Here is a 22,495-nt window from a genome sequence, read left to right as displayed (position 1 = left end):
GCGATTCCCGATGGTGTGAAGGGACAGAGCCACGGGCAGGTCGGCCTGCCCCGGCGACGATACATATGTCGATGGAAACTTCCAACCCGGTGAGGGCGTTCGTTCTCGGATTTGACGGCGTCCCGTGGGGATTGATTCGCCGATGGACAGAGGAGGGACAACTACCGAATTTTGCTCGGTTGATCGAAGAGGGGGCTTCCGGCCCGCTTTCGAGCACGACACCGGACGCCACGCCGCTCGCATGGCCGACGATCGCAACGGGAGTATGGCCGGACAAACACGGACTGTACGATTTCCAGCATCTGGAATCGAGCTATTCCCACCGAATGAACACCAGCGCCGACGTTCGACGGCCCGAGCTGTGGGATATCATCTCGCCGTCAGCCGTCGGCAACGTTCCGATGACCTATCCCGCGAGCGAAATCGACGGAACGCTCGTCACGGGGATGATGACGCCGGAGATGGACAAGCGGTTCACGCATCCGACCGAGTTCGGCGCTGAACTCAAAAAGACGATTCCGGATTACAAGATCGGTCTCTCGTGGGACGAGTTCCGCGACCGACCGGACGAGTTTCTGGAGGAACTGTCCACCCTGCTCGACAACAGACGAAAGCTGATGCGTCGGCTGATGGAAGAACAATGGCGACTCTTCTTTTTCGTCTACACCGCGCCGGACCGACTCCAGCATCTCATCTGGGAGGACGACATCCTCCTCGATCACTATCGCGAGTTGGACGATATCCTCGGCGAAGTGATGGAATACACCGAATCCCGCGATGCCGCCCTGTTCGTCGTCTCCGACCACGGATTCGGGCCGATCTCCCAGTTCGTCTTTCTCAACACCCTGTTGGAGCGCGAAGGATTGCTCCACCGAAAAGGCGGGGACGGAACACGGGGTGCACTCGCACGCCTCGGGCTGACGAAAGACCGTGTACAGGGGCTTCTTTCCCGGATGGGCGTGAGCGAAAAGTTGCTCGTCGAACATCTCCCACGTTCCGTCGTCGATTCTGTCGCCGCACAGGTGCCGGGCGAGCACAACCTCTACGACGTCGATTTCGAAGAAACGGTCGCGTTCGCTCACGGGTCGGGCAACGTGTACATCAACGATACGATACGGTTCGACCCCGGCGTTGTCACCCCCGAGGACGTTCCCGCGATCAAAGAGGACCTCCGCTCCATGTTCGAGGGGTTGACCGACCCACAAACGGAAGACCGAGTGCTCAAAGTTCACGATGGCGACGAACTGTTCCCCACCGACCCACGCTCGCCGGATCTGGTCGTCAAAGGACGCGACGAGTACGAAACTGCGGTGTCACTGACGAGGGACGTGTTCCGGGACAGCGGGAGTAAGGTCGCCAGCCATCGACCGGAAGGAATCTTCTTCGCGTGGGGACCGAGCATCGAACAAGGGACGACAACGACGGATGCGAACGTTACCGATATCGCTCCGACAGTCCTCCACTCGCTGGACGAGGCGGTTCCCTCGGACGCCGACGGTCGAGTGTTGAAAGAGATTTTCCACAGCGGTTCGAAACCCGGTCACCGAGCGGTTTCACAGCGTGAATACGGCGAATCGGGAACCCCTGCGGCAGTCGAAGCGAACTTCGACGATGTGGAGGACCGACTCCGAGGGCTGGGGTATATGGAATGAGCACCCCGAGCGAATCGGACGGTGGGTCAGAAATCGGACCGCATGGGAAGACCGTACTCGTCACGGGTGGTGCGGGTTTCGTCGGAAGCCATCTCGTGGCCGCATTGATGAAACGAAACGATGTTCGTGTTCTCGACGACTTCTCGTCCGGAAGTCGGGAAAAGCTCCCGAGAGGGGTCGATATCATCGAAGGCGACGTACGCGACCCGAAAACCGTTCGGGATGCGATGGCGGGCGTCGATATCGTTTTTCACGAAGCCGCGATGGTCAGCGTCGAGGGTTCCGTCGAGCACCCGCTTCGAAGCCACGCTGTGACCTGCGATGGAACGCTCGCCGTCCTCGACCGTGCTCGCCGAGAGGACGCACGAGTCGTCCTCGCATCTAGTGCTGCGGTGTACGGACCTCCCGAGTCGGTGCCGATTCCGGAATCGGCGCGAAAGATGCCGACGTCCCCGTACGGCATCGACAAACTGACGGCTGACCAGTACACACGGCGATTTTACGACCTCTATGGCGTCGAGACGGTGGCACTCCGATATTTCAACGTCTACGGGAAGGGACAAAATCCGGAGTACAGCGGCGTCGTGCAGGTATTCATGCAGCAGGCGCGCGCAGGCGAGGACATCACCATCGAAGGTGACGGCACCCAAACCCGGGATTTCGTCCACATCTCGGACGTTGTGCAGGCGAACCTTCGCGCCGGGACGACCGACCGAACGGGCGAGGCGTTCAACGTCGGCACCGGCGAGAGTGTCACGATTCGAGAACTCGCAGAGACGGTACGCGACGTGGCCGACTCGAAGTCGGATATCGTCCACGTCGACCCCCGTCCGGGTGACATCGACCACAGTCGAGCCGACGTGAGTCGAGCGAAGATGGCGTTGGGCTACGAATCGACCGTCTCGCTGTCGTCGGGACTCGGGTCCCTCATCGACGAACTGACGGTCTAACTCGACCCCCGGTGACCGGTGTTGTTACTGACCCTTTGTGTCGAAGATGTCGATTGACTGGTTTCAGCCTGCCCATAACAAAGATAGCTCCGACCAACCTATGGAACGTGGAAGGGTGGCTCAGTGGTAGAGCACCACCGATTCGTCGGTGGGAGCCTGATAGGCTTCGCGTGGTTCGAATCCCGCCCCTTCCGTTTTCTTCGACGAGCGAGGGCGAGGAGTGAAAGCGAGCGTGGCGTTGTCTTTCAGGACGTCGAGTGGAGAAAACTGATGCAAACGTCGGAGTCACTACGACCGTCGGTGCGGCCGTAACGGATGTCGTTCCTCAGGCCATATCTACGAAAGATGGCACGTGGTTTCCGGCCGTGGACATCGACGGTTTCTCCCGGCGCTCGCTCGCGTACGAATTAGCCGCTACATTTTCCGCCGCTCTCCGGTCCCTTCAAGCCACGAGCGACCCCCCTCGGCCCCACGATGCTTGATACACTGAGTGAATAATCGTCCTGCCGCAGTCCGTCGGTATCTCCGGAAAAAGGAACTCCGAATTTTTCGGGCGGATCGGAAACGGGTCAGACCGAAACGATTCGCCGTTGATTGATGCCAACCTCGAGTCCGTCAACGCGGGCCGATCGGGGTTCGCGTCGTCGCAGGATCGGCTTCCCGAAGTTGGTTGGCGATTTCCCCCATCGTCAGCACTTGCACTCTCGCCTCGTCCCGACGCTTGGCGAGGTGTTCCAGCACGACGCGTAGCCGCTCGAAGTCACGCTCCTCGGTGAAGTTGTTGGGATGCATCCAGAGGTGGAAGATACCCTCGTCGGCGTCCGCGGCGCGGTCGATTCCGCGTTTTGCCGACCGAATGAGTGGGTCTTCCCAGATACCTTCGGTGATGGTTCGAACTCGACCTTCGTAGCCGAAGAGGAACATCGACGCGGGGATGTTTATCAACCCGTATTCGTCCGGTTCGGGGGTGACGAGTGGTGGACTCGTCTTGCTCACGGTCAAGTCGATAGCCTTGGCGAGCGACCGGAACCGGCCCCTATCGTACCAGAGCTCGGGACGGGTCCCTCGATAGCAGGTAAAGCCGTACGCTGCGAGCACGTCCCGATGGCCGATATTGTTCCTCGGGAAGACGAACGATTCTAAATCGTAACCGACATCATCCGCGATTTCGAGACTGGCTCGAGTCTCCGCGACTGCCACCTCCCGGGTCGTTCGTTCGTCACCGTATTCGACATGGGAGAACGTGTGACAGCCGATTTCGTGGCTCGCCTTCGCGTCGGAGATATCCTCGATGAGGCCGTCCGCGAACCAGAGTGGATGTCGTTCCGCGACGCCGCTCGGGTCGCGGTCGAACCAGTCATCGGTCGGTGCTACGTGGCTGGTGTGTTCTCCGTCGCACGAATCGAGAAAGAGGTGTCCGACGACGGCCCACGTGGCCGGAACGTTGTACTCGTCGAAGAGTGCGAGGAGACGAGACCACGACGTTCGTGCACTCTCGACGTGTTCCGGAACCTCCGCGAGGTCGTGGTACCCCCAGGCAAGCTCGGCGTCCAGAGAGAGTACGACGGCGTTCATTCCTGTCGAAACTGGGGTTGGACAGCGATTAAACCGCGCTGACCGTTCAGGTTGGTTCGGACGGGTAAGCTTCGATTACCCGTCCGGTTCATTCGACGGTCACGCTCTTGGCCAGGTTACGCGGTTTATCGATGGGCCGGTCGAGTTGCTCCGCGGCGTGATACGAGAGCAGTTGGAGTTGGACGTTGGCGAGGATACCCGCGACGTCGGGATGCGTCTCGGGAATCGTCAGTACGTCGTTCGCATGCTGGACGACCGCTTCGTTCGCATCGCTCGTCACTGCGACGACCGGTGCACCGCGGGCTTCGACCTCCTTTACGTTGCTCAACGTCTTCTGATCGTGGCGGCCAGTGAACACCGCGAAGACGGGCGTTGCGGGCGTAACCAAGGCTAGCGGTCCGTGTTTCAACTCTCCCGCTGCGAAGCCTTCCGCGTGTTCGTAGGATATCTCTTTGAATTTGAGCGCACCTTCGAGTGCGACCGGGAAGACCGACCCCCGGCCGATGAAGAAGTACGCCTCACTGTCGTGGTACTGTTTTGCGATCCGATGGGCTTTCGAATAGTCGAGAATCTGTTGGACGTGGTCAGGGAGGTCCGAAAGCGCGGACAGCACATCCGTTATGCCTTCGCTTCTGTGGCCGACCACGTCACGGACGAGTCGCTCCCCGAGCAGGGAAAGCGAGACGACTTGTGAGGAGAACGTCTTCGTCGCGGCGACGCCGATTTCGGGTCCTGCTCGGATGAACAACGCGTCATCGCATTCGCGGGCGGCCGTGGACCCGACGACGTTCGTCACCGCGAGCGTTCGTGCGCCGCCGTCTTTCGCCTCCCTGAGTGCAGCGAGCGTGTCCGCCGTCTCACCGCTTTGGGTGACGCCGATAACGAGCGTATTTTCATCGACTGGCGGTCTCGAAACGGCGTATTCGCTCGCGAGGAACGTCTGGGAAGGGAGCCCCCGACTTCCGATGAAGTTGCTCCCGACCAAGCCTGCGTGATACGACGTCCCACAAGCGACGAACTGGACTCGTTCGACGTCCTCGAACGTCCCCGGTGGAAAATCTTCGAGGTGGATGTCACCTGTTACGGGGTCGGCTCGCCCTCGAAGCGTTTGGCGGAGCGACGTGGGTTGTTCGTGAATTTCCTTGAGCATGTAATGGTCGTAGGCACCCTTCCCTGCATCCTCAGGGTCCCAATCGATAGTCTGCGTCGGGCGTTCGATCGGTTCGCCGTCGAGCGTCGTGATTTCGTGGTGGCCCGGTTCGAGGACGACCACATCGCCGTCGTCGAGGAAGATAACTTCGTCAGTGAAATCCAAGAAGGCGGGGACGTCACTGGCGAGGTAATACTTCCCCTCACGAACGCCGAGTACGAGCGGCGACCCGGAACGGGTCGCGTAGATGGCGTCGCTCTCGTCGACCAACATGGCGATGGCGTAACTTCCCGAAAGTCGCTGTACCGTCCGTCGGAACGCTTGTTCCGGCGTTGCGCCATCTGCGAGGTGTTCTTCCACCAAGTGAGGGATGACTTCGGTGTCGGTATCACTCTTGAAATAGTGACCTCGTTCACTGAGCTCCGTCCGGAGCGCGTCGTGGTTCTCGATGATACCGTTGTGGACGACTGCAACGCGATCGGAGCAGCCGGTATGTGGATGAGCGTTCTCGTCAGTCGGAGGACCGTGAGTGCTCCAGCGCGTGTGACCGATTCCAAGCTCCCCGGACGGAACCTCGTTCGCCAGCAAATCCTTGAGGTTCGAGATCTGTCCCTCGCGCTTGAAAACCGTCGGACCACGGCCGTTTTTCACCGCCAATCCTGCCGAATCGTATCCTCGGTATTCGAGATTTTCGAGACCGACGAGCAGTTCGTCCACCGCGTCGTCGGTTTCGCCGATCCGAGCGATAATACCACACATTAGTGGGATACCTCCCACAGTTCGTTTGTACTCATTGCTGACCGAATGAAAGATAGCGTTCGTTCTGCTGTGCGTTACGACTTTTGTCTACTGTTCGCCTAGCGTTCGGAAATCTCATGGGTAACTCGCCTCCACCACTGTCCTGCGCACCTCGACGGAACCGCTATCGAGGGCTGAACTGTATCTACGAATCCCCTGATTCCCTCTTTGTTATACAGTCGCTGAACAGTGTGAAGGATTGTCTTATGTCCCGCTAAGACGGTCGTACTTCCGCTCTATCGTCAAAAAACGATGGATGGGAATTCTACGAATAAATTTCAGAAACAAGGGATACCGACTGGTACGACCGAACTACTTTCGAATCAGTAGATGGGAAAGTGACTGACTAATCATCATTTAAAAAATATTTTTGATATGCTTCGACTACTCATGAGGGCACCAGATCGCACATACGTGGTGTGGGATGGACCAACTAATTCATCACTACGCTCCGATAGCGGTCGGCGACGCATTTCAGTACGTTCCAGCTCAGTTGTTGATCGCTGACGGCTTGACCCAGATGACGAACTCATCGTTCTGGCGGATAACGCCGTGTACCGATTTGCTTTCGACGGAGTCATCAAATTCGGTTTCGTCCACGCTGACGACCTGATTCACTTCGTCGATAAGCCACCCGATGCGTCGTTCGTCCTCCGTCTCGAAGACGACGACACGATTACCAGTCACCGAATCGTTTAGTCCGAGCACCGTCTTCGGGTTGACGATGGTTGTCGTCGCCCCGCGAAGGTCCATCACTCCCTCGACGTGTCGAGGGGAATCAGGAAGTGTGGTCACCTCGTGTCTATCGACGATTTCGTCGATATGTGCGATATCGACGCAGTATCGTTTGTTTTCGAGTCGAAAGACCAAAACTTGGAGTTCCGAAACTCTTTTTGACATAATCCCTTCTCTTCCGTGAACTCACTTTACTGTTCCGTAGAACGGTGTCGTGGACGATCCCGTTTTACAGCTTTCGAAACCACTCTATAATACGATTATTTTCTCTGTAAGTTTCGATGCAATTCGGTACGGTATCTTTTTATGGTCTTGTTATCAAACCCGATAACCGATGGGGTCCCTGGAACTGCTTCGCGTGCTCGGCAATAAGTACAACGCCGAGATACTCGACGCGACGCATAAGCCGAAATCGGTGCAGGAGCTGAGTGAGGAACTCGGCATTCCGATAGCGACCAGCTATCGAAGAATCGAGGAACTCACGGAGGCGAACCTGCTCGAACTCACCGGGCGGGAGTTCTCCAACGAGGGTCGCCGGCCGAAAGTATATCGTCGGGATATCGATGCCGTTTCGATCGCTTTTTCGAGCGACGGCATCGACGTCGCCGTCGATGACCGCCCCGAAGTCGAAAACTCGTTGGTGGATGTGTGGCGTGATTTGAAAGAGGAGCGATAAGATGGGGGGACCGAACTCCTGTACATCGCTTTCAGTCTTACCGTGGTTGTCGCAGGTCTATCGATGGTTGCGTTCGCAGTACGGGCGTATTATCGAACGTCCCGTCCAGCGCTTTTTCACCTCTCTGTCGGGTTCACGTGTCTCGTTTCGGCGTCCCTTGCAACGACCATCAGCGCGTTTTTGCTCGATTTTCAGGGGATTCGCTATCTGTTGTCGGTTAACTATCTTATCTCGACGATCGGATATCTTTTCATTATTTTTCAATTATGGAAAGATGACTAGTACTGTCTCTACCCATTCATACTGAGAACCCAATGTGCTGATAAGAGACTATAAATGCCTGGGTTTGTCGATATCACGTCTGATAATTGAACACGTAGATTTAATACATTCCTTTGATTTGTCTCGAATAGAGTCCGGGTTGTGATACATATCTTCTCGGACATGATGTGAGAAATCATGAAAGACGCAATTCAAGAACGCCTCGACAACCGAGGCCAAGTCGGTATCGGAACGCTCATCGTGTTCATCGCGATGGTGCTGGTCGCCGCGATCGCGGCCGGTGTGCTCATCAACACGGCGGGCTTCCTGCAGTCGAAGTCCGAACAGACCGGTCAGGACAGCAGCGCACAGGTCTCGAACCGCGTGCAAGTCGTCAGCGGTTTCGGTAACGTCACGAACAACGAGAGGGTCGATTACATCAACCTCACGGTCATGCGTGGCTCGGGGTCCGACGATATCAACCTCTCGACGGCCACCATCGAGTGGATCGGCCCGAACAAGGCAACCACACTCGTGTCCGGAAACATGAGTGAAGTTGACGCTACTTTCAACGGTAGCGGCGGTGCAGGGACGAGCACGCAGTTCAACGTCTCGGACATCAAAGATCAGGACAACTCCGTCCCCGTACTCAACAGTCAGGACGATCGATTCACCATCTCGATGAACGCGGGAGCAATCGGTGGAAGCAACCTCGGCGAGGGTGAGACGGTCGAACTCAAACTCAGAAGACTGTCGAAAACCGTCCCGACGTCGTCGGAGAACATCCGCTGGTGGCTGATCGCTCCTTCCGACTTCGCAGAGATGTGAAACCCGTAGCGGGAGTCAACGTCGTCGAGGTCGTCTTCGAGCCATCGGTGGACCTCACGGGAGTCGATCCGTGAATCTGGTTGTGTTCGGCCGTTTGCCTCCTCCGACTCGCCCGATTGCGATGTGGACGAGAATGTCGATGGTGATACAGTTTCGGTCGTCGTCTCCGACGCGGAGTCGAGCACCGGCCGATCCGGGACGGACGGCTCACCGTGCGACCCGATGACGTACCGGCCCTCATCCAGTGCGACGACGTTGTCACTTCGTTCGATATCGAGTTCGTCGGCTGAAAGGACTGCCCCCGTCTCCTCGTCGGCCTCGTCCCGCGCTGGACCCATGAGCGACCGCTACCACGGGCCATTACATAAAATCACCGGCAGTTCAGCTCCGAGAGAACACTGGTCGAAAAAGTGATATCACAGGTGTTTTCGACAATTGTCGTCACGAGGCTTTATTATTGTCGAATGTTTTCCCTGCAATACCAACATGAGTATCAGAACGGCACCTTCGACACCGATACCTGACGAACTGGCATCTCCCCGTGCAAAACTCGTGTATCTCTACCTCACGACCACACGAGAGGCGACTATCGATGAACTACAGACCGGTTTGGGACTTCCAAAAATCGCGCTGTACACTATCGTCCGGACCCTTCGAGAGCGCGAACTGGTCGAAAAGGACGGCGAGCAAGTTACGTTGCGGAAGTAGTCCGACCGTTCGTCTTTGCGATGATGGAGCAGGTCCGACTCAGCGTGTCCTGAACAAGAACCGATCGGTGGCACTCTGCTATTGAACCAACGCCACCGAGTACCGAATCGTTGTTGACCGGTTCCCAACCGATGGATATCCCCGTCCGATTCGGCACGCTTTGAAACCGAATGCAAGCGCGTTTCGGGATCCGATACGACCACGTTCACTTTCGCTCCACTAGGCTTGCTTTCATTAGTCAACCGGACAAATACTGAACATGAACGTCGAAACGAGTGCGGAACGACCGGGCGTTCGTCCGGGAAACGCAGCGGACGTATCGGGATTGTCCGCCAGCGAAGTCGCCGCATACGTCCGAACTTCCACCGAAGACGGCGCTATCCACCTCGAACGGAAAGGTGGGCGCACGTTCGTCGTGGCTGGCGAATGACTCCGTAACGCAGTTCTTCGCTCGCTTCGAAGCGAGAGTCATGCTCGATCCCGGCCAACAGGCACCAGCGTTTGAACTTCCAAACCACGCAGGAGAACCCGTTTCACTGGACGATTTCGACGGTAGAGTGGTCGTTTACTTCTACCCGCGTGCCGACACCCCTGGCTGTACGACCGAAGCGTGCGGTTTTCGCGACACGTGGGACGAGTTCGCCGAGCGTGGGGTTCCCATCATCGGAATCAGCGATGACTCAGTTTCGGATCTCGAAAAGTTCCGCGACAAATACGACCTTCCAATCGAACTGCTGAGCGACGAATCCGGCGAGGTAGCGAGTGCGTACGGCTCTTACGGCGAAAAGAACATGTTCGGAAAGACCTTCGATGGCGTTTTCCGGAACACGTTCGTCGTCCGGAACGGCACCATCGAGCACGTGTTTACGGACGTGTCACCCGACGGCCACGCCCAAGAAATCCTTTCGAGGCTCGAATGACCTACCTGTCCCACCCCGTGCGCAGAATACGCGATAATCCGCGAGACGAAACAGTCTCCCTCGTGCTCCGACTCGGTGACGCGGACGCCGGCCGAATCAAAAAGCGAGTGGAAGCACTTGACGGCGAAGTCGATGCAGAACTGGCGTTCGAGACGCTTCGAGTCGTCGTTCCACAGCGGGTCGTCGCAGAGCTCTGCGAACTCGATGTCGAGGCCATCGAGACCGCCGCGACGCTCGGAATCGGGTCGGGAGATGCGGAAGAGGACATGGAACCAAACGACTCCTCAGCCCGGTGAGAGACGAATTTCATCGAGAATATGACTGTTTTCCGGCCTTTAGTCGGGCGTTTTTGGCCGATTCCAAAACATAACGAACCGTCCGGAGTTCGTCGTCACCGTAGGCGATGAGTCGAACGTCCGTTGCATGCCCGTCGCCGTAGTGAGGCATGGCCGCAGCGTGAACGACGTACTCCGTGTCGAATTCGTACGCACCGGTTACTGCGGCGCTGCCGAGTTCGATGGGACCGTTGGAAATCGCGTCGTCGTGTATCGGCCCGTTTGCTCCGCGCCGGAGCGCACCTGCCACTCCGCTTCCATTCTGAGACTGGTCCCTGCGGCGTTGACGAGCACGTCTGTACTCTGTTCCGCGATGTCTCCGTGGACGACGGTAAACTGCATGTTCTCGATTCTTCCGTCATCGGCACGGTCTTCGGGGCGATCACGTGCTGTTTCGATCAGTCGGGACGCTCTTCCACGTGTGTTACCTCGACCATCAGGTCCGGATGGTCTGCCTCGGGGTATCGAAGAGTCCAGGAGCGGTCGAACTCGATTCCACGATGATGCCCTTTCAGTAGGAGGTCACCGAGCACGTCGCGGAAATCCTTGACGACGGCTTGTTCGGGGGGCTTCGTCGGCTGGGGTGGATTCATCATCACGCTCGTTCCACCTTTCTCTAAATGCGTGATCTCGACCATCAGGTCGGATAGGTCATCGTCTGGATAGCTGAACGTCCACGAGCGGTCGAACCGGCGGTCGTTTTTGTACGCCGTACTCAACACCATCTTGAGCGTACTTCGAAACTCCTCGGGAGATGCCATCCAGAGGGGGACGCTCTGGGTGCGGCTCATGCAAAACGGACAGGCACCGTACCGGTATAAAACCGCGCGATAGTTGTGGCCGGTCGGACGGCCAACAACAGTTCACAACCCGGGATTCGGAGTTAAGAGCCGGTTAATCCTGTCCGATGAAGGTCGTGTCGCTGAAATTAGTCGCTTTTGTGGTATTCGAAATACCGATTGTGTACCACAGATAATGTGTAAACAGTTCAAAATCAAACACAACTATTCGTTTACTATCGATGATACGAGAAATCATCGTAACAACGGGTGCAGAAATGACAATTCGGATGATAGTTGTGGCGATAATCGACATTCAACACGGGTGTTTCGAAGGCAGGTATGTCGAACAGACGGTGTCAACCCGTCTTTTCAACTATGGTAACTATCGTTCATATCGCCACGCGGACTCCGCTCGCACGAAAACAATCGAAAAGCCAAGGGTGGGATTTGAACCCACGTATTCTCGATTACAAATCGAGTGCTTGAACCACCCAAGCTCCCTTGGCGCAGATGGGAATTGTGGCTACTCCTTTGAGTGGTTATCGTTTTCGACCGATTTTTCCAACTCGATACGATGCGGTTCGTATCCCCGGTTTCGATACAGTCTCCGGGCGTCTTCGTTTCCCGCCATCACTTCCAAGGCCAACCGCTCCGCACCACGCTCGACCAATGTGTTTTCCGCGGCATCCAGGAGCTTCGTACCGATGCCAGAATCCCGTCGTTCGGGCTCGACGTAGATGTTCTGAATGACGCCGCGGGTTGTCGCCTGTTCGTAGACGCCGGACTGGAGTTCGAACATGACGAACCCGACGACAGCCGGGTCACGTGCGACGAGCAGCGTGTTTTCGATTACGTGTCGAGCGATACTGTTGCGGACGTTATTTCGGTTTTCGTCCGGAAGGAGATGTGAACCGTGCGCGCGTTGGTCACGAGCGAGTTCGACCCAGAGGTCGGCGAGGTGATCGATATCCGCACTCGTCGCCGCCCCTATCGTGACCATCTATCTGGAGAGCGCGTCCACTGCTGGAAGTTGGTCACCCGTCAACATTCGGAGACACGCGCCACCGCCGGTGCTGACGTGGTCGAAGCCGGAAAGGTCGAACTTTCGAATCGCGGCCGCAGTGTCTCCGCCACCGACGATGCTGTACTCGGCGTTCACCGCTTCGGTGTACAACTCCCGGGTTCCGTCGGCGAACGTATCGTCCTCGAACACGCCTGCTGGACCGTTAAGGATGACAGTGCCCGCCTCGCGGAGTATTTTTGAATAGGCGGTGATGGTGGCTTTGCCGATGTCCATCGCGGCCTCATCCTCTTCCGGCGGGAAGTCGTCGCGGGTTAGTTCGGCGCGTTCGCCGTTTCGCTCGACTGCGGCGTCCTTCGGCAGATGGATTTTGTCGCTATAGGCTTCCAACAGATCCGCGGCATCGTCGATGTAGTCCCAGTATCCTTGATCGTGGATGAAGTCCGCACTCGCGTCGCCGAGGTCGGCACCGTCGGCGAACAGAAAGACGTTGCCGACGACGCCCGCCGTCAGCACGTGGTCCGCGAGGTCGCGTTCCAGCACGTTCTCGGCGACAGCGATGGAGTCGGAGACTTTTGCACCACCGACAACGTACACGCGTGGGCGCGGGGTCGCATCGATATCACCGAGCACGTCGAGTTCCTGCTCCATGACCCTGCCGACGTAGCCCGGAAGCCGCGTCGGAAAGCCAACGAGCGATGGCTGTGACCGGTGGGCGGCCGCAAACGCGTCGTTGACGTACGCGTCGAGCACTGGAACGAGCCGGTCGACGAGGTGTGTTTGAGCGGCCTGCTCCGCAGGGAACTCCATGTACTCTTCGCTGTAAAAGCGCGTGTTCTCGAGCACGACGGCTTCGCTTTCCCGGAGGTTTTCCACCGCGGTCCGTGCGTCCGCGGAGAACGTCGCATCGCAATGTGAAACGGGATACGGCAGTAGTTCGTCCAATCGGTCCGCGTGGGGAGAGAGGCTCGCGAAATCGTCGCCACCGGGTCTGCCTTGGTGAGCGAAAACCGCCACTTTACCGCCGCGTTCCAACAGTTCCGAGAGGGTATCGACGTGGGCCCGAAGACGCGCATCGTCGGCGAGGTCACCGGACTCGGTCAACGGGCTGTTGATGTCGATGCGCACGCCGAGGGTCGTCCCTTGGACGGCGAGGTCGTCCAGGGTCTGAATAGGCATACGTGTGGCTCCAACACCGCCCGGCATATGTGTGTCGGTAGTAGATAATGAAAATAAACACACTTTCGAGTAAACAGTGAGAAAACAAAAGAATCGGACACAACCTTCGAACAATAGGGAGTATGCCGTCATTACCGAAATTCACCCGAAGACTCTGTCGGAAAGGTTTAATAGCCTGACCTGAACCGATTATCGTGTGGAGAGTTACCAATGGACGGCGTAAATGAAACCTATTCACGTGGACGGCGCCTCGTGGTCGAGCGACCACTGCTCGTGGTCGTCGGCCTCTTCGCGGCGCTTCTGGTCGTGGATTTCCTCAATCGACTGTTGCTCGGAAACCTACGTGTGTCCGACGTCGGGTCGCTCGTCTGGAGCGGTCTCATGCGCGGACTCATCATCGGTCTCGCGGGTATCGGGCTATCGATGACGTACAGCATTCTGAATTTCGCGAACTTCTCACATGGCGACTACATCACGAGCGGCGCGTTCACGGGATGGTCCGTCACCTACCTCGTGGCCGGGTTCGGTAAATCCGGACTCGCAGGATTATTGCTGGTCGGTGCCGGCGGGACGGTATACGCGAGCGACCTCAACATTACGATCGCGACGACGACGATCGCAGTGCTCGCTGGACTCGTACTCGCCGGACTGGGAACCATCGTACTCGCCCTGTTCATCGACCGCGTCGTCTACAAGCCGATGCGTGATTCGGGCGGAATCGCGCTTCTCATCACGAGTATCGGTGTGGCTTTCATGCTCCGATACCTCATCGTGTTCGTCTTCTCAACCGCGAATCGTGGAACCACTGCGTCCCAGGAGATTCCGACGTGGAGCCTCCTTCTTTGGGACGGGACCGTTCCCGTGACGGCACACGACCTCACCCTGCTCGTTTCGACGGTCGGATTGATGCTCGGCGTTCATCTTCTCCTCCAGCGGACGAAACTCGGCAAAGCGATGCGGGCGATGGCCGACAACGAGGATCTCGCACAGATTACGGGGATTCCGACCGAACGGGTCATCCGCTGGACGTGGATTATCGGCGGTGGACTGACCGGCATCGCGGGCTACCTGATGGTGCTTTGGACGGGAACCATCGATTTCCAGTTCGGGTGGCTTCTCCTCCTCCCGATTTTCGCGGCGGTCATCCTCGGCGGTATCGGGTCGATTTACGGTGCGATTCTCGGTGGGTTGGTCATTGGACTGACGTGGGATTTGGCAATCATCTGGATTCCGGGTGAGTTCGGACGGGCCGCCGCGTTCGCGATGATGATCCTCATCCTGCTGTTCAAGCCGCAGGGATTGTTCGCAGGGAGGACGACCGCATGAGCACCAGAATGCGCGACCTCGAGATCAACGACACGGTGCTCATCCTCGGCGCGTTGTTCGGTCTCTACGCGTTGTACATCCTCGCGGGGTCGGCCCTGGGATACTCGTTCCGCGGGCAGATCAACTCCCTCGCGCGCCTCACGTTCCTCATCGGCGTGTACGGGATGCTGGCGCTGGCGTTGAACCTTCAGTGGGGATACACCGGCCTGTTCAACATCGGTATCGCGGGGTTCATGGCCGTCGGCTTGTACACGATGGCGATCGTTTCGAAACCACCCGCGAGTGCGACCGCGGGGGCCGCGACCGTCTCCGGTCTCGGACTCCCCCTCTGGGTCGGTATTCTCGCCGGAATGCTGGCGGCGGCACTACTCGGTTTGTTGGTTGCACTTCCGGCACTTCGGTTACGTGCCGATTATCTCGCGATCGTGACCATTGCGATGTCGGAAATCGTCCGGTTCATCGTAATGTCGAGTCAGTTTCAGAACGTCACGCTGTTCGGCAAAAACCTCGGGACTGGCGGCGGTCGCGGTTTGCTGTTGAACTACGATGACCCACTACAACCGCTGTTCGACAGCGGGCCGTATGGCGCGATAGAGAATGCGCTGGAACCGCTGGTGGACGGGAGTGTCGGTCCGGTGCTCGATTCGCTCACCTACGCGCTCATCCTGATGGGCTTCGTGGCGGCCTTCTACTGGCTTCTCAAGCGAACCGGCGAATCACCGTTCGGCCGGGTGCTCAAAGCCATCCGCGAGGACGAGGAGGTTGCGAACGCGCTCGGTAAGGACACCGACCAGTTCAAAATCAAGTCGTTCATGCTCGGTTGTGCACTGATGGGGCTGGCAGGCATCCTCTGGCAACTTCGACAGGGTGCCATCACGCCGACGGCGTTCAAGCCGCAGGTGACGTTCTTCGTCTGGTTGGCGCTCATCATCGGCGGCGCGGGGTCCAACACCGGAAGTGTTCTCGGCGCGGCAGTGTTCGCGGGGCTGCTCTTTCAGGGACCCTTGTACCTGAAAAACATCATCCGACAGGTGTACAACGTTTCCGCAGCACCGAACACGTTCGCCGATGCGATCGGACCGATATTCGCGGGCAACATTACGCCGTTCGTTGCCTACGCCATCAACAACATCAACGCCTTACAGCTAGTCATCATGGGTGCGGTACTCATCTGGATAATGCATCACCGACCCGAAGGTGTGCTCGGTCACAGAAAGGAAGAAGCGGCGAGCATCCCTCTCTCGCGTCCACGTAGCGGCGGTGGTACGCCGGAGCCGAAACCAGCGACGGATGGCGGCGTGAACGGAGGTGACCGCGAATGACTGCGAGCGAGTCCGAACGGACTGAAACACTCAGCCTCGGTCGTGAGGCGGTGGAATTGAGCGAAACACCGCTTCGCGTGGAGAACCTCCACAAAACGTTCGGGGGGATCACCGCGGTCGATGGTGCGACCTTCTCCGTCGAACAGGGGTCGTTTACGGGACTCATTGGTCCGAACGGGGCCGGAAAGTCCACGACCTTCAATCTCATTACCGGCGTGCATCAACCCGATAGCGGGGCGGTGTACTTCGACGACAAGGACATCACTGGCCTTCGTCCGTACGAAATCGCGAACCGCGGACTGGTTCGAACGTTCCAGATCGCCCGCGAACTCGCTGAGATGACGGTGCTCGAAAACATGATGCTCGCCCCGAAGGGACAGGAAGGCGAGAAACTCTGGCGGTCGGTGACGCCGGGACTGCGAAGCGAGGTACGGAAACAGGAAGAAGACGTCCTCGAACGCGCGTGGGAGATGCTCGATTTCTTCGAAATCGACCATCTCGCGGAGGAATATGCGGGTAATCTCTCGGGCGGCCAGCGAAAGCTGCTGGAGATGGCGCGGGCGCTCATGACCGACCCGCAGATGGTTCTGCTGGACGAACCGCTGGCTGGCGTCAACCCGTCGCTCGAAAAGAAACTGCTCAAACACGTTCACCAACTTCGTGAGCGTGGCTACACCTTCCTACTCGTGGAACACGATATGGACGTCATCATGAACAACTGCGAACACGTCATCGTCATGCACCAAGGAAAAGTGCTCGCCGAGGGCGAACCGGCCGCGATTCGTGCGAACGACCAAGTCATCGACGCCTATCTCGGGGAGGAGATCTGATGGCACTCCTCAAAATCGACAGCCTCGATGCGGGATACGGCGAGGACCTTCAAATCCTGTCCGACGTCGATATGCACGTCGACGATGGGGAATACGTTACGATCGTCGGCCCGAACGGTGCGGGGAAATCGACCGTGATGAAATCCGTCTTCGGATTGACGACCTACATGGGTGGGTCGATCACGTTCGACGGAACCGAGATTCAGCGGATGAGTCCCGAAGACATCATCCACCTTGGACTCGGCTATGTGCCCCAAAACGACAACGTGTTCGGGTCGCTCTCCGTGCAGGAGAACTTGGAAATGGGCGCGTACATTCTGGACGAGGTGCCGGAGGACGCGCTCGCCGAAGTGTTCGACCGCTTCCCGATATTATACGAGCGTCGGGACCAGAAGGCGGGAACGATGTCGGGTGGCCAACAGCAGATGCTCGCCATGGGGCGAGCGCTGATGCTCGACCCCGACCTGCTGATGCTGGACGAACCCAGCGCGGGCCTCGCCCCCGACCTCGTCGCCGAGATGTTCGACAAGGTGGACGAAATCAACGACAGCGGGACGGCCATCCTGATGGTCGAACAGAACGCAAAAGAAGCGCTCCGGCGCTGTAACCGCGGCTACGTCCTCGTGGACGGTGGGAATCGGTTCGTGGACTCCGGCGACGCTCTGCTGGCCGACGAGGAAGTCAGACAGGAGTTCCTCGGCGGATAGCGGGACGCGCGACGAAGCGCGTCGTGGTCACGTCCGACTCGTTCCGACCCGCCATTTTTCCGACGAATTACTCCACAAACGACGGTCGGAGTGAATTCGCAGCGAACCTCGGCGAGGCGAGAGAAATGCCGTCTCCGTTACAGAGAAAAAATCAAAGCCGCAAAACTGGACGACTTACAGGAAGTCTTCGATGTTGTCCGCGACTTCCTCCGGCGTATCGCCAACCGGGACGCCAGCATCGTTCAGCGCGTTGATTTTGCTTTCCGCGGTACCCGTGCCGCTACCGGAAACGATCGCACCGGCGTGGCCCATGCGTTTTCCTGGTGGGGCGGTTCGACCCGCGATGAAGCCAGCGACGGGGGTGTCCATGTTCTCCGCGATGAACGCCGCCGCTTCCTCTTCGTCCTCGCCGCCGATTTCGCCGCACATGACGACTGCGTCGGTGTCGGGGTCGTCCTCGAAGAGGGAGAGCGCGTCGATGAAGTCCGTCCCGATGATGGGATCGCCACCGATACCGATGGCGGTGGTCTGACCGATACCGCGCTGGGTGAGGTTATCGACCACTTGGTAGGTTAGCGTCCCCGATCGTGAGACGAGACCGACGTTTCCGGCCTCGAAGATGTTGCCGGGGAGGATGCCGAGTTTGGCCTCGCCGGGCGTGATGATGCCGGGGCAGTTCGGGCCGAGCAGTCGCGTGTCGGTCTCCGAGAGGCGCTTGTACACCTTCGACATGTCCTGCGTCGGGACGCCTTCGGTGATGGCGACCGCGAGGTCGAGGTCGGTGTCGAGTGCCTCGAAAATGGCGTCTCCCGCGAAGGCGGGCGGGACGAAGATGACCGATGCGTCGGCGTCTTCCTCCGCGACGGCTTCGTGGACGGTGTCGTAGACGGGGACGTCCTCGACTTCTTGCCCGCCCTTGCCGGGAACAGCACCGGCGACGACGTTCGTACCGTACTCCATCATCTGTTCGGTGTGGAACCGTCCCTCACCGCCAGTGATACCTTGGACGACTACTCGGGTGTCGTCATCGACGAGAATGCTCATTGTTCTTCCTCCGCGTTTTCGACGGCACGCTGAACCGCGTCTTCGAGCGTTGCTTCGACCTGAACGAGGTCGGTGTTCAGGATCTCCATTCCTTCCTCGGCGTTCGTACCGGCGAGTCGGACGACGACCGGTTTCGGAATCTCGTCGAGCGATTCGAGCGCTTCGTTGATCCCCTTGGCGACTTCGTCACCACGGGTGATGCCGCCGAAGATGTTGAAGACGACCGAATCGACGTTCTCGTCCGAGAACACCATATCGAGCGCGTTCGTCACGCGTTCGGCTTTTGCGCCGCCGCCGATGTCGAGGAAGTTGGCGGGTTCGCCGCCGTAGTAGTCCACGAGGTCGAGCGTCGTCATGACGAGGCCGGCACCGTTGCCGATGATGCCGACGTTCCCGTCGAGTCGGACGTAGTCGAAGCCGTACTCGCCAGCCTTGCGTTCGAGGTCATCCTCGTAGGAGTCCTCTTCCATCTCGGCGAGGTCGGGGTGGCGGAACAGCGCGTCACCGTCGATGTTCAGCACTGCGTCCGCGGCGACGATTTCGTCGTCGCTCGTGACCATCAGCGGGTTGATTTCCGCGTCGCTCGCGTCCTTGTCGTCCCACAGGTCGTACAGCGTCGTGAGGACGCTCGCGACGTCCATGGCGATGTCGCTATCGACACCTGCGTCGTACACGGCTTTTCGGGCCTGATACGGGTGCATCCCGAATGCCGGATCGATGTGTTCCCGTGCGATCGCGTCGGGGTCTTCCTCGGCGACAGCCTCGATATCGACGCCACCTTTGGTGGAAACCATGGCGACGGGTTTGCCCTCGCCGCGGTCCATCGTCACGCCGACGTACAGTTCGTTGACGAAGTCGACGGCTCCTTCGACCAACACCTGCTCGACCGTGTATCCCTTCAAATCCATCCCGATGATGGATTCGGCGGCCTCTTCGGCCTCGTCGCGGTTCTCCGCGAGCTTGATGCCGCCGGCCTTTCCGCGGCCGCCGACGTGTACTTGCGCCTTCACCGCGACAGGGTAGCCGATATCCTCCGCCGCTTCGACGACCTCGTCAACGCTCTCCGCGAGCGCCGAATCGGGCGTCGGAATCCCCGCGTCGGAGAATACCTCCTTCGCCTGGTACTCGTGTAGCCTCATGCACTCGAAAGGGGGTCGTGGCGCCGCTTAAATCCCGCCGGTTCACTCCCGGCGAGGAACCCCCTTGCGGGCAGGTAATTTTTGCCATGGGAGGACGTTCAGTTGCATCGTGAAAGTCGGCCAATCGATTCTCGCCACAGTGAAACAGTCACTCCATCGACCACTCTCCGAGATCGCCGAACGATGGTCCCCCATCCTCCTCGTTCAGTGGATGCTGTACGCCCTGTTGAAACGGCTGTCCGGAGTGTGGACGCGTGACGACTCCCTTTGGGTGTTCGGCGCGCGTGACAGCGAGGCGTTCGTGGACAACGCGAAATATCTCTATTTGCACGTCGCAAACGAGCGAACCGGCGTTCGTCCCGTTTGGCTCTCGAAAAACCGGCGCGTCGTGCGGGAGTTGCGGGCGTCCGGCTACGAAGCGTACCACTGTTATTCGATTCGGGGACTAGTAGTGAACCTCCGGGCGGGCGTCATCTGCCTGACGCAGGGGCATCGAGACGTCACCATGGCGTGTTGTGCAGGTGCGAAAACGGTTCTGCTGTGGCACGGGATCCCGCTGAAAACGATCTCGTGGGATGCCGAATTTTCGGACGAATCGGCACCGGTGAAAGCGGTACTCGAGTATATGGCCGACGAGTTCGACAGGCTGGTCGTCCCCGGTCAGAACCTGATCGAAATATTCGAATCCGGATTGCATCTCGACGCCGAACGAACGACGATTGTGGGGTATCCGCGCCTCGATGCGCTCTTTCGTCCCCCTCGAGGGAGCCACATCGGGACGGACGAAACGGCTCGAAAACGGGTGGAGCGTCTTTCCCGGGACCACCCCGTCCTTTTCTACTTACCGACGTTTCGGGACGGGACGGATGGAAGTTCCGCGGACCACCTCGACTTTCGAGCACTCGACGAATTTCTGGCGGAGAAGGACGCTTTTCTCGTCATCAAGACGCATCCCCGGGAACAGTTCGAACCGCCGCCGAACCTCTCACGGATCGTTCGACTCCCGGAACGATGTGACGTTTATCCCCTGCTCCGGCACGCCGACGTGCTGGTTACGGACTACTCGTCGATTTACTTCGATTATCTCGTCCTCGACCGACCGGCCGTCTTCTATCCATACGACCGCACGCAGTACGAGGAAACGCGGGGGTTCTACTTCGACTACGATACGATCACAGCGGGACCGGTCGTTACCGACTTCGACGAACTGCTCGATGCCTTATCTAGGACGCTCGAAAACGATCCGTTCGGGACGGAACGACGGAACATCGTGAACGAGTTACTGACCGACGTGAGCCACACTGGCCGACAGTCAGCGGCCGTATACGACGCGATTCGACGGGAATTGATCCAAGGGAATGCCAACCGACCCGACGACACTGTTCGAACTATATAGGATACTGTGAAAATCGTTGTCACAGTGGAGTTCAAAGATAGGCCATATATTAAAAAAGAAACCTTCAAGTTCGACTGGGCGTATTCGGACTCAAGGGTGGCAGCACCGTCATACCGGTCCCGAATGTGCGGAACTGCCCGAATTATCCTATGGCACGCACGAGCGGAACGACGGAACGACAGTCTCCGAACGTCGAACAGCACGCTACCGACCTCGACCAGGCCACGGATGTGGATCTCTCGGTCATCGCCCATCGCGGTTTCGCCGGAGTGTATCCCGAGAACACCATCGGAGCAGTCCGGCAGGCGACGGCTGCACCGGATGGTGGACCCGAAATGATCGAGATCGACGTGCATCCGACCGCGGATGGGGAGATAATCGTTTTTCACGACACCCGACTCGACCGACTGACGGACGCTCCGGAGTCGATCGCGAGCCAACGCGTCTGGAACCTCCCCTACGACACGCTGAATGACGTATCGGTTCTCGGTACCGACGAAACGATCCCGACGTTAGAAACCCTCCTCGATGCGATTCCGACGGACGTCGGTGTAAACATCGAGTTCAAAAACCCCGGAACGCTCGACGTTCGCCCCCGTGAAAACCTTCCACCCGAGGCGAGGGAACAGCAGAAGGAGTTATGGCTCCCGTTCACGGACCGGGTTCTCTCGACACTCGCGGCGTACGACCACGACATATTGATCTCGTCGTTCGCGGAGGGGGCGCTCGCGGCGGTTCGAGAACTCGACGCGACAATACCCATCGCGGCAGTGTTCGCCGAATCCATCGTCGATGGCTTCGAAATCGCCCGTCGATACGAGTGCGACGCGATTCATCCCCCGTGGAACATGGTCGCCGGAACCGAACTGTTCAACGACGAGTACGGCTCGCTTGGGCCATACGATGACATCGACATCGTCGATATCGCACACGAGGAAGGATACGACGTGAACGTCTGGACCGTCGAAAGTTGGTATCAAGCCACCCAACTCGGTCAGGCGCGCGTCGATGGTATCATCACGGATTATCCCAACGTCCTCCAGTTTCACGGTCGGTAACCCGCTGACGGGAACCGACCGATCGGCACGTATCGAGGGAACTATAGACCGACTGACCGCTAGCCAGCAAGACTATACCAAACTACGTCGCGGTATTGGGTCG

Annotated in this window: 24 protein-coding genes, 2 tRNA genes and 2 pseudogenes; 17 read left to right on the top strand and 11 right to left on the bottom strand. The window is 58.5% G+C overall.

Going from position 1 to position 22,495, the window contains the following annotated elements; translation table 11 throughout:
- Nucleotides 1-65: 65 nt before the first annotated feature.
- The 4 genes from OOF89_RS01355 to OOF89_RS01340 all read left to right on the top strand — a co-directional run bounded on the left by OOF89_RS01355 (nt 66) and on the right by OOF89_RS01340 (nt 3,084).
- Nucleotides 66-1,652, top strand: coding sequence for an alkaline phosphatase family protein (locus tag OOF89_RS01355; RefSeq protein WP_266077819.1), 1,587 nt, complete (start codon nt 66-68; stop codon nt 1,650-1,652).
- On the top strand, nt 1,649-2,602 hold the full coding sequence (locus OOF89_RS01350) for an NAD-dependent epimerase/dehydratase family protein (protein WP_266077818.1): 954 nt from the start codon (nt 1,649-1,651) through the stop codon (nt 2,600-2,602). The genes OOF89_RS01355 and OOF89_RS01350 overlap by 4 nt, the downstream gene beginning before the upstream one ends.
- Before the next feature lie 109 nt (nt 2,603-2,711).
- Nucleotides 2,712-2,796: transfer RNA gene (locus OOF89_RS01345), tRNA-OTHER, on the top strand.
- A 63-nt stretch (nt 2,797-2,859) separates the two neighbouring features.
- On the top strand, nt 2,860-3,084 hold the full coding sequence (locus tag OOF89_RS01340) for a hypothetical protein (protein ID WP_266077817.1): 225 nt from the start codon (nt 2,860-2,862) through the stop codon (nt 3,082-3,084).
- Nucleotides 3,085-3,217: 133 nt separating this feature from the next.
- On the opposite strand, the gene OOF89_RS01335 is transcribed toward OOF89_RS01340, so the two are convergent.
- The 3 genes from OOF89_RS01335 to OOF89_RS01325 all read right to left on the bottom strand — a co-directional run bounded on the left by OOF89_RS01335 (nt 3,218) and on the right by OOF89_RS01325 (nt 7,025).
- On the bottom strand, nt 3,218-4,177 hold the full coding sequence (locus tag OOF89_RS01335; RefSeq protein WP_266077816.1) for a polysaccharide deacetylase family protein: 960 nt from the start codon (nt 4,175-4,177) through the stop codon (nt 3,218-3,220).
- Between the two features lie 88 nt (nt 4,178-4,265).
- Nucleotides 4,266-6,086, bottom strand: a complete 1,821-nt coding sequence (gene glmS / locus OOF89_RS01330) for a glutamine--fructose-6-phosphate transaminase (isomerizing) (protein WP_266077815.1) — start codon at nt 6,084-6,086, stop codon at nt 4,266-4,268.
- Nucleotides 6,087-6,614: 528 nt separating this feature from the next.
- Nucleotides 6,615-7,025, bottom strand: coding sequence for a chemotaxis protein CheW (locus OOF89_RS01325; RefSeq protein WP_266077814.1), 411 nt, complete (start codon nt 7,023-7,025; stop codon nt 6,615-6,617).
- A 169-nt stretch (nt 7,026-7,194) separates the two neighbouring features.
- On the opposite strand from OOF89_RS01325, the gene OOF89_RS01320 reads away from it, so the two are divergent.
- The 3 genes from OOF89_RS01320 (at nt 7,195) to OOF89_RS01310 (ending at nt 8,625) form a co-directional block, all read left to right on the top strand.
- Nucleotides 7,195-7,536 (top strand): ArsR/SmtB family transcription factor, encoded by a 342-nt coding sequence (locus tag OOF89_RS01320; protein WP_266077813.1) that lies wholly within the window; start codon nt 7,195-7,197, stop codon nt 7,534-7,536.
- Between the two features lie 18 nt (nt 7,537-7,554).
- Entirely contained in the window at nt 7,555-7,818 is a 264-nt protein-coding gene (locus OOF89_RS24740; protein ID WP_456071283.1) for a DUF7521 family protein, read from the top strand.
- 177 nt (nt 7,819-7,995) lie between these two features.
- Nucleotides 7,996-8,625: an archaellin/type IV pilin N-terminal domain-containing protein gene (locus tag OOF89_RS01310; RefSeq protein WP_266077811.1), complete on the top strand. Its 630-nt coding sequence runs from the start codon at nt 7,996-7,998 to the stop codon at nt 8,623-8,625.
- Here the strand turns inward: OOF89_RS01310 and OOF89_RS24735 are convergent.
- Nucleotides 8,601-8,963, bottom strand: a pseudogene (locus OOF89_RS24735) (DUF7500 family protein); the annotation flags it as partial. The gene OOF89_RS01310 and the pseudogene OOF89_RS24735 overlap by 25 nt on opposite strands.
- A 148-nt stretch (nt 8,964-9,111) precedes the next feature.
- Here OOF89_RS24735 and OOF89_RS01305 point away from each other — a divergent pair.
- The 4 genes from OOF89_RS01305 (at nt 9,112) to OOF89_RS01290 (ending at nt 10,549) form a co-directional block, all read left to right on the top strand.
- On the top strand, nt 9,112-9,333 hold the full coding sequence (locus tag OOF89_RS01305) for a helix-turn-helix domain-containing protein (RefSeq protein WP_266077810.1): 222 nt from the start codon (nt 9,112-9,114) through the stop codon (nt 9,331-9,333).
- Nucleotides 9,334-9,592: 259 nt separating this feature from the next.
- Nucleotides 9,593-9,763 (top strand): hypothetical protein, encoded by a 171-nt coding sequence (locus OOF89_RS01300; protein ID WP_266077809.1) that lies wholly within the window; start codon nt 9,593-9,595, stop codon nt 9,761-9,763.
- A gap of 40 nt (nt 9,764-9,803) precedes the next feature.
- A complete protein-coding gene (gene bcp, locus OOF89_RS01295) occupies nt 9,804-10,253 on the top strand; it encodes a thioredoxin-dependent thiol peroxidase (protein ID WP_266077808.1) in 450 nt (149 codons plus the stop codon).
- Nucleotides 10,250-10,549: a hypothetical protein gene (locus tag OOF89_RS01290; RefSeq protein WP_266077807.1), complete on the top strand. Its 300-nt coding sequence runs from the start codon at nt 10,250-10,252 to the stop codon at nt 10,547-10,549. Before bcp ends, OOF89_RS01290 begins: the two co-directional genes overlap by 4 nt.
- A gap of 121 nt (nt 10,550-10,670) precedes the next feature.
- On the opposite strand, the pseudogene OOF89_RS01285 reads toward OOF89_RS01290, so the two are convergent.
- The 5 genes and pseudogenes from OOF89_RS01285 to OOF89_RS01265 all read right to left on the bottom strand — a co-directional run.
- Nucleotides 10,671-10,930, bottom strand: a pseudogene (locus OOF89_RS01285) (macro domain-containing protein); the annotation flags it as partial.
- Nucleotides 10,931-10,986: 56 nt separating this feature from the next.
- Nucleotides 10,987-11,379 carry a hypothetical protein gene (locus OOF89_RS01280; RefSeq protein ID WP_266077806.1) on the bottom strand — a complete coding sequence of 131 codons (393 nt, stop codon included), beginning with the start codon at nt 11,377-11,379 and terminating at the stop codon, nt 10,987-10,989.
- 423 nt (nt 11,380-11,802) lie between these two features.
- A tRNA-Thr gene (locus OOF89_RS01275) sits at nt 11,803-11,876 on the bottom strand.
- Nucleotides 11,877-11,893: 17 nt separating this feature from the next.
- Nucleotides 11,894-12,370, bottom strand: a complete 477-nt coding sequence (locus tag OOF89_RS01270) for a GNAT family N-acetyltransferase (RefSeq protein WP_266077805.1) — start codon at nt 12,368-12,370, stop codon at nt 11,894-11,896.
- The gene (locus OOF89_RS01265; protein ID WP_266077804.1) at nt 12,371-13,570 is read right to left on the bottom strand and encodes a phosphoglycerate kinase; all 1,200 of its coding nucleotides are present in this window, start codon (nt 13,568-13,570) and stop codon (nt 12,371-12,373) included. It lies immediately after the preceding gene.
- A gap of 210 nt (nt 13,571-13,780) precedes the next feature.
- Between OOF89_RS01265 and OOF89_RS01260 the strand changes: the two genes are divergently transcribed.
- From OOF89_RS01260 to OOF89_RS01245, 4 genes are read left to right on the top strand one after another with little or no spacing between them, the layout of a single operon-like run.
- A complete protein-coding gene (locus OOF89_RS01260; protein ID WP_266077803.1) occupies nt 13,781-14,896 on the top strand; it encodes a branched-chain amino acid ABC transporter permease in 1,116 nt (371 codons plus the stop codon).
- On the top strand, nt 14,893-16,218 hold the full coding sequence (locus OOF89_RS01255; protein WP_266077802.1) for a branched-chain amino acid ABC transporter permease: 1,326 nt from the start codon (nt 14,893-14,895) through the stop codon (nt 16,216-16,218). Before OOF89_RS01260 ends, OOF89_RS01255 begins: the two co-directional genes overlap by 4 nt.
- Nucleotides 16,215-17,048 carry an ABC transporter ATP-binding protein gene (locus OOF89_RS01250; protein ID WP_266077801.1) on the top strand — a complete coding sequence of 278 codons (834 nt, stop codon included), beginning with the start codon at nt 16,215-16,217 and terminating at the stop codon, nt 17,046-17,048. Before OOF89_RS01255 ends, OOF89_RS01250 begins: the two co-directional genes overlap by 4 nt.
- Nucleotides 17,048-17,755: an ABC transporter ATP-binding protein gene (locus OOF89_RS01245; protein WP_266077800.1), complete on the top strand. Its 708-nt coding sequence runs from the start codon at nt 17,048-17,050 to the stop codon at nt 17,753-17,755. The genes OOF89_RS01250 and OOF89_RS01245 overlap by 1 nt, the downstream gene beginning before the upstream one ends.
- 174 nt (nt 17,756-17,929) lie before the next feature.
- Here OOF89_RS01245 and sucD read toward each other — a convergent pair whose 3' ends face one another.
- On the bottom strand, nt 17,930-18,799 hold the full coding sequence (gene sucD, locus OOF89_RS01240; protein ID WP_266077799.1) for a succinate--CoA ligase subunit alpha: 870 nt from the start codon (nt 18,797-18,799) through the stop codon (nt 17,930-17,932).
- Nucleotides 18,796-19,938, bottom strand: coding sequence for an ADP-forming succinate--CoA ligase subunit beta (gene sucC / locus OOF89_RS01235; protein ID WP_266077798.1), 1,143 nt, complete (start codon nt 19,936-19,938; stop codon nt 18,796-18,798). The genes sucD and sucC overlap by 4 nt, the downstream gene beginning before the upstream one ends.
- A 109-nt stretch (nt 19,939-20,047) precedes the next feature.
- Between sucC and OOF89_RS01230 the strand changes: the two genes are divergently transcribed.
- Both OOF89_RS01230 and OOF89_RS01225 read left to right on the top strand, forming a co-directional pair.
- Nucleotides 20,048-21,334 (top strand): CDP-glycerol glycerophosphotransferase family protein, encoded by a 1,287-nt coding sequence (locus OOF89_RS01230; protein ID WP_266077797.1) that lies wholly within the window; start codon nt 20,048-20,050, stop codon nt 21,332-21,334.
- 149 nt (nt 21,335-21,483) lie between these two features.
- Complete coding sequence (locus tag OOF89_RS01225) at nt 21,484-22,392, top strand: glycerophosphodiester phosphodiesterase (RefSeq protein WP_266077796.1); 909 nt, start codon at nt 21,484-21,486, stop codon at nt 22,390-22,392.
- Nucleotides 22,393-22,495: the final 103 nt, after the last annotated feature.

The organism is Haladaptatus caseinilyticus (assembly GCF_026248685.1).
In the GTDB taxonomy this organism is placed as follows: domain Archaea; phylum Halobacteriota; class Halobacteria; order Halobacteriales; family Haladaptataceae; genus Haladaptatus; species Haladaptatus caseinilyticus.
The sequence above is the reverse complement of the archived record's forward strand: the minus strand, read 5'-3'. Positions and strand labels throughout refer to the sequence as shown.

Excerpts from the sequence above, each read along its gene's own strand:
- OOF89_RS01355 (WP_266077819.1), top strand. The coding sequence starts at position 66 with ATGTCGATGGAAACTTCCAACCCGGTGAGGGCGTTCGTTCTCGGATTT.
- OOF89_RS01350 (WP_266077818.1), top strand. The coding sequence starts at position 1,649 with ATGAGCACCCCGAGCGAATCGGACGGTGGGTCAGAAATCGGACCGCAT.
- OOF89_RS01335 (WP_266077816.1), bottom strand. The coding sequence starts at position 4,177 with ATGAACGCCGTCGTACTCTCTCTGGACGCCGAGCTTGCCTGGGGGTAC.
- glmS (WP_266077815.1), bottom strand. The coding sequence starts at position 6,086 with ATGTGTGGTATTATCGCTCGGATCGGCGAAACCGACGACGCGGTGGAC.
- OOF89_RS01325 (WP_266077814.1), bottom strand. The coding sequence starts at position 7,025 with ATGTCAAAAAGAGTTTCGGAACTCCAAGTTTTGGTCTTTCGACTCGAA.
- OOF89_RS01320 (WP_266077813.1), top strand. The coding sequence starts at position 7,195 with ATGGGGTCCCTGGAACTGCTTCGCGTGCTCGGCAATAAGTACAACGCC.
- OOF89_RS01310 (WP_266077811.1), top strand. The coding sequence starts at position 7,996 with ATGAAAGACGCAATTCAAGAACGCCTCGACAACCGAGGCCAAGTCGGT.
- OOF89_RS01305 (WP_266077810.1), top strand. The coding sequence starts at position 9,112 with ATGAGTATCAGAACGGCACCTTCGACACCGATACCTGACGAACTGGCA.
- OOF89_RS01300 (WP_266077809.1), top strand. The coding sequence starts at position 9,593 with ATGAACGTCGAAACGAGTGCGGAACGACCGGGCGTTCGTCCGGGAAAC.
- bcp (WP_266077808.1), top strand. The coding sequence starts at position 9,804 with ATGCTCGATCCCGGCCAACAGGCACCAGCGTTTGAACTTCCAAACCAC.
- OOF89_RS01290 (WP_266077807.1), top strand. The coding sequence starts at position 10,250 with ATGACCTACCTGTCCCACCCCGTGCGCAGAATACGCGATAATCCGCGA.
- OOF89_RS01280 (WP_266077806.1), bottom strand. The coding sequence starts at position 11,379 with ATGAGCCGCACCCAGAGCGTCCCCCTCTGGATGGCATCTCCCGAGGAG.
- OOF89_RS01270 (WP_266077805.1), bottom strand. The coding sequence starts at position 12,370 with ATGGTCACGATAGGGGCGGCGACGAGTGCGGATATCGATCACCTCGCC.
- OOF89_RS01265 (WP_266077804.1), bottom strand. The coding sequence starts at position 13,570 with ATGCCTATTCAGACCCTGGACGACCTCGCCGTCCAAGGGACGACCCTC.
- OOF89_RS01260 (WP_266077803.1), top strand. The coding sequence starts at position 13,781 with ATGGACGGCGTAAATGAAACCTATTCACGTGGACGGCGCCTCGTGGTC.
- OOF89_RS01255 (WP_266077802.1), top strand. The coding sequence starts at position 14,893 with ATGAGCACCAGAATGCGCGACCTCGAGATCAACGACACGGTGCTCATC.
- OOF89_RS01250 (WP_266077801.1), top strand. The coding sequence starts at position 16,215 with ATGACTGCGAGCGAGTCCGAACGGACTGAAACACTCAGCCTCGGTCGT.
- OOF89_RS01245 (WP_266077800.1), top strand. The coding sequence starts at position 17,048 with ATGGCACTCCTCAAAATCGACAGCCTCGATGCGGGATACGGCGAGGAC.
- sucD (WP_266077799.1), bottom strand. The coding sequence starts at position 18,799 with ATGAGCATTCTCGTCGATGACGACACCCGAGTAGTCGTCCAAGGTATC.
- sucC (WP_266077798.1), bottom strand. The coding sequence starts at position 19,938 with ATGAGGCTACACGAGTACCAGGCGAAGGAGGTATTCTCCGACGCGGGG.
- OOF89_RS01225 (WP_266077796.1), top strand. The coding sequence starts at position 21,484 with ATGGCACGCACGAGCGGAACGACGGAACGACAGTCTCCGAACGTCGAA.